The following is a 6,302-nucleotide window of genomic DNA, read 5'->3' as shown; positions in this document are numbered from 1 at the left end:
TTTAGATAGCGGCAGGCTCATGGGGCGGACCTCTGTAATGCGGTAACCAACCCGCGGATATCAGTGCGATCCACCGTCGAGACTTACTGCTACGCCGCCCTCAGGAAATTCTCGCGCCTATGGAACGAAAGCGACGAAAACCGATTCCGATTGACACGGAAAGTCATATCAGTCCTTCGACCATCTCCAACCGTTCGCGTGCACGCCAAGGAAGACCCTCAAACTTCGAATTCAGTCCTGACAGCGAACGTTCGGCTACCGATCTCAGGCGTCGCGCCATTGATCGAAGTGGACGTTCGTACTTCTCTGAGCATAACCTGCCACGAATGGCCCATTCCAAGCTCTGTCGTTAACAAAACCTGTCATCCGATATCGAACGTATCCCGTCGCCTTCGGGTGACAGGTTTTGGGCGGAAGGGGAGCGCGGCGTCGAAAGGCTGCTCCGGCCGATAAATTGTCAACCGACTCGAAGGTATGAATGGCCGTTGCACTGTGGAAACGGTCGTAGAGGCGATGCAACTCCGAACGGCGCAAGTGGGTCGTTTTGCGACGATCGCCTGTCACTAACGTGCTTTACTTTCCGTTTTCTGAAGCGCCCCCTATCACCGTCGGCGGTCGTCGAAAGGGGCCTGTCGGCCGCAGACCGCGATGCCGAGCGTCGCGATACCGCGTTCGGTGCCGTGCTGACCCGGTTGCTGACCGCAGCCGTGCTGGTCACGATGGCGGAGCGAAGAACGCCGGGCATGTGCCGCTGCATGACGTCGGACAGATCGCCGACGCGCTTTATGCGCTGCTGGGCGGGGCGGTCTTTGTATGGGCGCGCTCGGCGCCACGATGGTGGCGGCGCTCGTGTCGTCCCTCGCCCTCGCGTGGGGCTTCGGTGAAATCGCGGGCTAGCGCCGATCATTGGCGTGAGCATCGCGTGCGGCATCGGCATCGTCGGGGCGCTCGGCGTGTTGCTGTGAGGCCAATCAGACATGCCGGGCGATCATCGGCCGGCATGTCAACAGTCGGCCACGATAAAGCGGCGCAATTGACGCACGAACTCCGCGCGGGCGGCGGCAGGCAGTTGCCGTCCGACGGGAATACGTTGCCAGCCGTCGCAAAGGTAGACGGCGCCATCGCTGTCGTCGAGAGACACGGCCAAGCGGGCCGCATTCATCCGATGCATCGTGCGGCGTCCGCGCTCGTGTACTTCGACGAACACGAATGGGGGCGCGAACGTCAGCACCTCGCCGTCCGTCGCGTGCCTGGAGTAGGCGATAAAGGCGATGCCGACGGCCACGGTGCAAAGCATCGAGAAGGGCAGCGTGAGCCACGCGCCGAATGCGAATGCCGCTGCCACGCCGATCGCGAGGTCGAGCGCCATGAGGAACCCGGTCGCGGCGAGCGACTGCCGCGGCGTGAGGGAGCAGTTGCGCTTGATGCGCCACTCGCGGCTCGGCACATCTCCCTCGTCGTCGAAAGGGCCAGGCCCGTACGACCGCCTGAAGTATGCGTACATGATCGAAAGTCCCGCGTCGTGGAGCCAGTCGTGACGCGCAATGGGCGCGCCGCGCTGCCCGCTCTGCCTTCGTAAGTATCACACGTTCGAGACGCCGCCCCTCGTCGAATGACGGGATGTATCGGCATTCCCAGCTTGTCAGCGCGCGACGACCGACGCGGCGATCCGGTCGGCCAACGCCCCGACAATGCGGCTCAGCGCAGCGACTTGCGCCGCCGCGCCGCGGTTCTCCAGCGCCGCCTTGAGCGTCGCCTGTTGCGTCAAGGTAGCGCGGGCGGGCTGCCCCGATTGCAGCGTCCACGCCACTTGCAATGTCACCGTTCCGCTCGCATCGGTCTCGGCATCGAGCACCGTGACGACGAGCATCCGAGTGTCGGGCGGCGCCGGCGCGTCCGGGAAGATGAACACGCCTGGAGGCAGCCGGCTCGTCAGGTCCTGCGCAAACGTGCGCCGCATCAGTTGAGCCAGTGGCGCGCCCCACCGGTCGCTTTCGTCGGTCGAAAGCCGGTTCGGCAAAATCTGCGTGACGACTTCAGGCCGGTCGAGCGTTTGGACGGCTGGCATTCAAGCTGATCGAGGAACCCAAGAAAACCTGGCGCCGCATCGACGGCCCCGAAAAGATCAAGCTGTTGCTCGCAGGCATTGCCTTCAGAGACGGCGAGCCGATTCAGGACGATCAACCGGTTCAGCAGAAACTCGCACCGATACGGCGGGCTCCGTTCGGGCGCTGGCCGATCTTCCGGCTTGGCTTTTCTTTCGTCTCGTCTGGCCGACCATGACTATCTCGACGAGGTGCTCATGTTGTTGCGCGGCGAGCCTTTTCTGCTCTGGAGACCGGTCAATCAACACGGCACCGGACTACGATGGGCCGCCCGCGTCCGCCTTGACCCCGCGGGATGTGTTGCGCTCCAGTCTCATGTACATGTTCGCCGCCACGATACCGAAGACGATGTGAGCGAACAGGCTGGCCCCGTTGCGTGCTTCTGCGAACCACGGAAATAACCGTGTCATGCCGTAGAAATTAATCAGGTAAACGGCTGCAGCGAAAGCGCCACCCGCCAGTGAAGCCATCCCCATGCTCGAGTCAAGGTTGAATGACGTCATGATCAGACCGAGGATAAGCGCGAATACGATGGCAAGGGCAAAATGCACCACAAAGGCCGCGAGCACGATGCCAATTGAGAATGCTTGCGGCGATTGCAATGCGCCTCGTCCCAGCATGATCGCGGCGACCATGCGTGGGGGCTCCAGCAGACTTGCGCCCGTCATCAGTGCCATCAGGATAACCCCTAACGCCAGGAACACAACGCCCGCGATAACGCCTGCCAGCACGGCTGCCCGCCAGTCAGGCTGGCCGTGTGTGAAATGATGGGAATCCATGTGAAGTTCCACAATTTCTCTCCCGATTGATTCGGATAATTCATTCTAGTCCTCCAGCTCGCGAGACTGATAGCGCCGCATGGCTATCGCCACCCCGACGGATGATCCTCGTTCTGGCGACGACGTGGCGTGATGAACTGTACGTGCAAGAGACCCTTGCGGCACGTCAGTTGTTGGTCGCGGCAGACCTGTCAGCGGATCGATAATTAATCTTTTAGTTCGCAGTGGAGGATCAAATGCCTGCGAAACCACGGATCGATCGCTACGCCGCGATGGACACGGCCCAACGCAGGACGTTCCGGGACCGGCTGGGGCTTCCGTCCGGCGACGCTTTGACGAACAGTACAAGCCGCCTCCGTTAGAAGGCGACTGCTCGATCGAGCTCGACGTCGACGACATGCTTCTGGAAGTACAGGACACTGGAAGCTCGTTCCCCTGAGGCAATGCTCAGGACCAGCACCGCGCCGACGATGAGAAACCAGAGTGTTTCTTCGACGGTCATCTGCAGGCAACCGGCCGTGACGCGCGCGGCCGCAAGCAATACCGCTACGGCGCTGGTGCGAGACACGCGACGCCAACAAATACGAGCGCATGGCCGCGTTCGGCCGCGCATTGCCGAAGGTCCGCAGGCGCGTCGCACGCGACCTGAAGTTACCGGGCATGTCGTGCGACAAGCGCAATCGTGCAGTTGCTCGACACGAGGCTACGCGCTCGGGCTGCCGGGCATCGACCTGCTGCGCCTCGATATCGCCGCCGACGCGCACCTTCTGCGCACCATGCTAGCGACGATTCCGCTACTGCCTCTCTTCGGCGTCTACGTGTTGGATCTCCGCTGGGGCCCGTCTTTGCTGCTCGCGGCGATCCTCGCACCCACCGATCCGGTGCTGGCCCACGACGTCCAAGTGCACAATCACCGAAATCGCGCTGCTGGTGTCGCTGTTTGCGATCGGCCTGCGCTTGCGGCTGGGCGTGCTCGAGAAACTCTGGACCGTACCGCTGCGACTCGGCAAGTGGGCGTCGGGGCAGATCCACACGTCCTGGTACGCCGGTGGAATTGCTAATGCATCGATGCGGGCAATTTCGCTTGCGTCGTCGATGCGCTTGCCGCTCACGTCGAAGTAGGCGAAGCCGCCTTCTTCCCGCCTGCGCGTGTAGCCGGGCCTGGTGTCGTCCGAATGCCGCAGACCGGGCGGCATCGCGGCAGGGGCAGCTTGCCGGGCGATGTCGCCAGTGCGGCGCTGGGTCGGGTCGATCGTGGCAGCCATCGTTGCAGGTGGAAGTTTCAGGCGGGATGCGGCCGACGGCGTCGACGACGCCGACATTGAACCAGATCGAATCGACGACCCATTGGCCGCCGACGATGACGGCCTCGACGAGGACCCGACGGGTCACTAAAGACCCTGCCCGCGCGGCAAACGGCGCGTCGCTTTCCGCGCGCTTCTGTGTGGGCATATTTTTTGCGGACTAAGTAGGGAGACGAAGGAAACATGCGGTGTCAGGCGCCCGCTCCCCGCATCGACGTTGAAGGAGAAAACGCATGGCTAACAGGCTGAACGGCTATGAGGTGGCGGTGCTCGCCGTCGACGGCTTCGACGCAGACGTTTTGCCAGGCGGCGAGGTGAACGCCGACACGATCCGGTTGCTGCCGCAGGCCCAGGCTTTCGTCAAGGCCGACGATGCGCAATTGAAGGCCGCAGGCACGCACGCGCTGCCGACCATCAAACGTCACCTCGCGATGGCGCAGCAACTCGCTGGCGCAATGAAGGGTTCGCCATGAGTGCAATTCCGCTGCGGCCAGCCTATCAGGATTCCCTTATGCACATCACTTTTCCCGACGACCAGCCGGTCTTCGACGGCGCGAATCTGACAGTGCGCTTTACGGCGCGCGTCGACGGCGAGCCGGTTGAGTGCGGCAATTACCGCCGAGGCGCTGGAAGATCATTTCGGCGCCCATTCCGCCCTGGAATCCGCCTTAATGGCTGCTTTCGACAACGGCCGCAATCCTATCCGTTCGGTTTGCGCGGAAGCGATCGACCAGAACGGCGGCAAAGGAGTAGTGTTACATAGCGGACTGTTCAGAGTGGACGGCACGGAACCCGATCGCGGCACCACGGCATAGTCCCGGCGCGTGCCACCGCATGCACCTCTGTCTCGGCGCGGGTAAGGTGGGGCGGCATAGTCTGCAACCGCTAGTCAACGATGGAAGGAGGACACATGTCACTCATCGTCGCAGCACGCTTTACGACATTCCCCGCCGCTGAAGACGCGGCGCAACGGCTCTTCAATGCCGGTTTTGTCGAGGAGGACGTCACACTGTTTTTCGTCAATCCGATCGGCCAGCACGCACGTTTTCGGCCCGGCGGCGATATCAGCGCCGACGCAAACGCGAGGGAGGCGCCGAAGGGTGCCGAGATAGGCATCACGATTGGCGCAGCGGTTGGCGCCGTGGTCGGCGTCGGGATCTTCGCGGCGTTTTCGGCGCCGCTTATCATGTCGCTGATCGCGGCCGGGGTGAGTGCGTATGTCGGTTCATTGGTCGGCGCGATGATGCGCACGCGTGAAGCCAGCAACGAAGAAACCCGTGAATGCGGCGTGCTGGTGGCCGTACACGTGTCGCAGGACAGCCAGTTGGACGCCGCACGGGTGCTGCGCGATGCGGGAGGCGCGGCGATCGAACGCGCGACCGGCCGCTGGCAACAAGGGCGGTGGGCCGACTTCGATCCGCTCAGGCAGCCTGTGCCGCTCAACGAATTCAGTGAGAAGCACGCCTGATTTGAAGGTGTTTTTCGCTGAGATTTTCAGCGAGCCAGGAAACAAAAACGGCCCGGCATTTGTCGGGTCGTTTTGTATTCGGAGCGGTGCGTTCCAGGCGCGCCCCATGCGGATAGATCCATGAACCCCGCTGCTGCGTGAAAGTATGCGGCGGCGGATTCCATGATTGACGAAACCGCTGCATTGCCGATTCGCTGGTGCGCGTCTCGGTCGGCATTGAAGACGAAGCTGACCTGCTGACTGATTTCACCCAGGCGCTGGACGCAACGGCCGTCGCCTGAGAAACGGTCGGCGAAGGGGTCAGTGGAAGAAGAGTTCCCGCATGCCGAAGGTGTGATCCGCTTCGGCAGCCATCAGCACCATCAGCACCAGCAGGCACAGGGGCGGTATCAGGATGGCGTACACCAGCGCCAGCCGCTCCCACATCATGTGCATGAAAATCGACACGATCAGCCCGGCCTTGGCGATCATCAACACGACGATCAGCGTCCAACGCAGCAGGCCCTGCACGTGGAAGTAATCCACCATGTACGACATCGTGCTCAGTACGAACAGCAGGGCCCAGATCTTCAGGTAGATGCCGATCGGATGCTGCTGGCCGTGCGCGGCGTCGGGTCGATGGGCGGGATCGGTGTGGTCCATGGTC

Annotated in this window: 7 protein-coding genes and 7 pseudogenes; 8 read left to right on the top strand and 6 right to left on the bottom strand. The window is 62.5% G+C overall.

Features of this window, described 5'->3' with window-relative positions:
* Positions 1-1,003: 1,003 nt before the first annotated feature.
* Together GNZ12_RS17965 and GNZ12_RS17960 are read right to left on the bottom strand one after the other, a co-directional pair.
* Positions 1,004-1,504 carry a DUF2244 domain-containing protein gene (locus GNZ12_RS17965; RefSeq protein ID WP_172312110.1) on the bottom strand — a complete coding sequence of 167 codons (501 nt, stop codon included), beginning with the start codon at positions 1,502-1,504 and terminating at the stop codon, positions 1,004-1,006.
* A gap of 138 nt (positions 1,505-1,642) precedes the next feature.
* The gene (locus tag GNZ12_RS17960) at positions 1,643-2,068 is read right to left on the bottom strand and encodes a PqiC family protein (RefSeq protein ID WP_172312108.1); all 426 of its coding nucleotides are present in this window, start codon (positions 2,066-2,068) and stop codon (positions 1,643-1,645) included.
* Here GNZ12_RS17960 and GNZ12_RS17955 point away from each other — a divergent pair.
* Positions 2,062-2,205 (top strand): annotated as a pseudogene (locus GNZ12_RS17955) (IS256 family transposase); the annotation flags it as partial. The gene GNZ12_RS17960 and the pseudogene GNZ12_RS17955 overlap by 7 nt on opposite strands.
* Positions 2,206-2,362: 157 nt before the next feature.
* On the opposite strand, the gene GNZ12_RS17950 reads toward GNZ12_RS17955, so the two are convergent.
* Together GNZ12_RS17950 and GNZ12_RS17945 are read right to left on the bottom strand one after the other, a co-directional pair.
* Positions 2,363-2,884 (bottom strand): hypothetical protein, encoded by a 522-nt coding sequence (locus tag GNZ12_RS17950; RefSeq protein ID WP_216673254.1) that lies wholly within the window; start codon positions 2,882-2,884, stop codon positions 2,363-2,365.
* 358 nt (positions 2,885-3,242) lie between these two features.
* Entirely contained in the window at positions 3,243-3,386 is a 144-nt protein-coding gene (locus tag GNZ12_RS17945; protein WP_235993795.1) for a hypothetical protein, read from the bottom strand.
* Between GNZ12_RS17945 and GNZ12_RS44455 the strand changes: the two are divergent.
* Together GNZ12_RS44455 and GNZ12_RS44450 are read left to right on the top strand one after the other, a co-directional pair.
* Positions 3,381-3,580, top strand: a pseudogene (locus tag GNZ12_RS44455) (DNA topoisomerase IB); the annotation flags it as partial. The gene GNZ12_RS17945 and the pseudogene GNZ12_RS44455 overlap by 6 nt on opposite strands.
* A gap of 5 nt (positions 3,581-3,585) precedes the next feature.
* Positions 3,586-3,795, top strand: a pseudogene (locus tag GNZ12_RS44450) (cation:proton antiporter); the annotation flags it as partial.
* Between the two features lie 105 nt (positions 3,796-3,900).
* Here GNZ12_RS44450 and GNZ12_RS17940 read toward each other — a convergent pair.
* Positions 3,901-4,149, bottom strand: a pseudogene (locus GNZ12_RS17940) (DNA topoisomerase IB); the annotation flags it as partial.
* Here GNZ12_RS17940 and GNZ12_RS17935 point away from each other — a divergent pair.
* The 5 genes and pseudogenes from GNZ12_RS17935 to GNZ12_RS17915 all read left to right on the top strand — a co-directional run.
* On the top strand, positions 4,139-4,279 hold the full coding sequence (locus GNZ12_RS17935; RefSeq protein ID WP_216673253.1) for a hypothetical protein: 141 nt from the start codon (positions 4,139-4,141) through the stop codon (positions 4,277-4,279). The pseudogene GNZ12_RS17940 and the gene GNZ12_RS17935 sit on opposite strands and share 11 nt — an antisense overlap.
* A 187-nt stretch (positions 4,280-4,466) precedes the next feature.
* Positions 4,467-4,661: pseudogene (locus tag GNZ12_RS45555) on the top strand (hypothetical protein); the annotation flags it as partial.
* Positions 4,658-5,003: pseudogene (locus tag GNZ12_RS17925) on the top strand (DUF1488 domain-containing protein). The pseudogenes GNZ12_RS45555 and GNZ12_RS17925, both read left to right, overlap by 4 nt.
* A 95-nt stretch (positions 5,004-5,098) precedes the next feature.
* Positions 5,099-5,656 (top strand): hypothetical protein, encoded by a 558-nt coding sequence (locus tag GNZ12_RS17920; protein ID WP_172312102.1) that lies wholly within the window; start codon positions 5,099-5,101, stop codon positions 5,654-5,656.
* Positions 5,657-5,838: 182 nt separating this feature from the next.
* A pseudogene (locus GNZ12_RS17915) lies at positions 5,839-5,937 on the top strand (PLP-dependent transferase); the annotation flags it as partial.
* A gap of 19 nt (positions 5,938-5,956) precedes the next feature.
* On the opposite strand, the gene GNZ12_RS17910 reads toward GNZ12_RS17915, so the two are convergent.
* Positions 5,957-6,298 (bottom strand): cytochrome C oxidase subunit IV family protein, encoded by a 342-nt coding sequence (locus GNZ12_RS17910; protein ID WP_172312100.1) that lies wholly within the window; start codon positions 6,296-6,298, stop codon positions 5,957-5,959.
* Positions 6,299-6,302 lie beyond the last annotated feature (4 nt).

It is taken from the genome of Paraburkholderia solitsugae (assembly GCF_013177695.1).
Taxonomy (GTDB): Bacteria; Pseudomonadota; Gammaproteobacteria; order Burkholderiales; family Burkholderiaceae; genus Paraburkholderia; species Paraburkholderia solitsugae.
This window is presented reverse-complemented; position numbering and strand designations above follow the sequence as displayed.

What these genes read in the sequence shown, in the direction of transcription:
- GNZ12_RS17965 (WP_172312110.1), bottom strand. Translation starts at nt 1,504, where the DNA reads ATGTACGCATACTTCAGGCGGTCGTACGGGCCTGGCCCTTTCGACGAC.
- GNZ12_RS17960 (WP_172312108.1), bottom strand. Translation starts at nt 2,068, where the DNA reads ATGCCAGCCGTCCAAACGCTCGACCGGCCTGAAGTCGTCACGCAGATT.
- GNZ12_RS17910 (WP_172312100.1), bottom strand. Translation starts at nt 6,298, where the DNA reads ATGGACCACACCGATCCCGCCCATCGACCCGACGCCGCGCACGGCCAG.
- GNZ12_RS17945 (WP_235993795.1), bottom strand. Translation starts at nt 3,386, where the DNA reads ATGACCGTCGAAGAAACACTCTGGTTTCTCATCGTCGGCGCGGTGCTG.
- GNZ12_RS17950 (WP_216673254.1), bottom strand. Translation starts at nt 2,884, where the DNA reads ATGGATTCCCATCATTTCACACACGGCCAGCCTGACTGGCGGGCAGCC.
- GNZ12_RS17920 (WP_172312102.1), top strand. Translation starts at nt 5,099, where the DNA reads ATGTCACTCATCGTCGCAGCACGCTTTACGACATTCCCCGCCGCTGAA.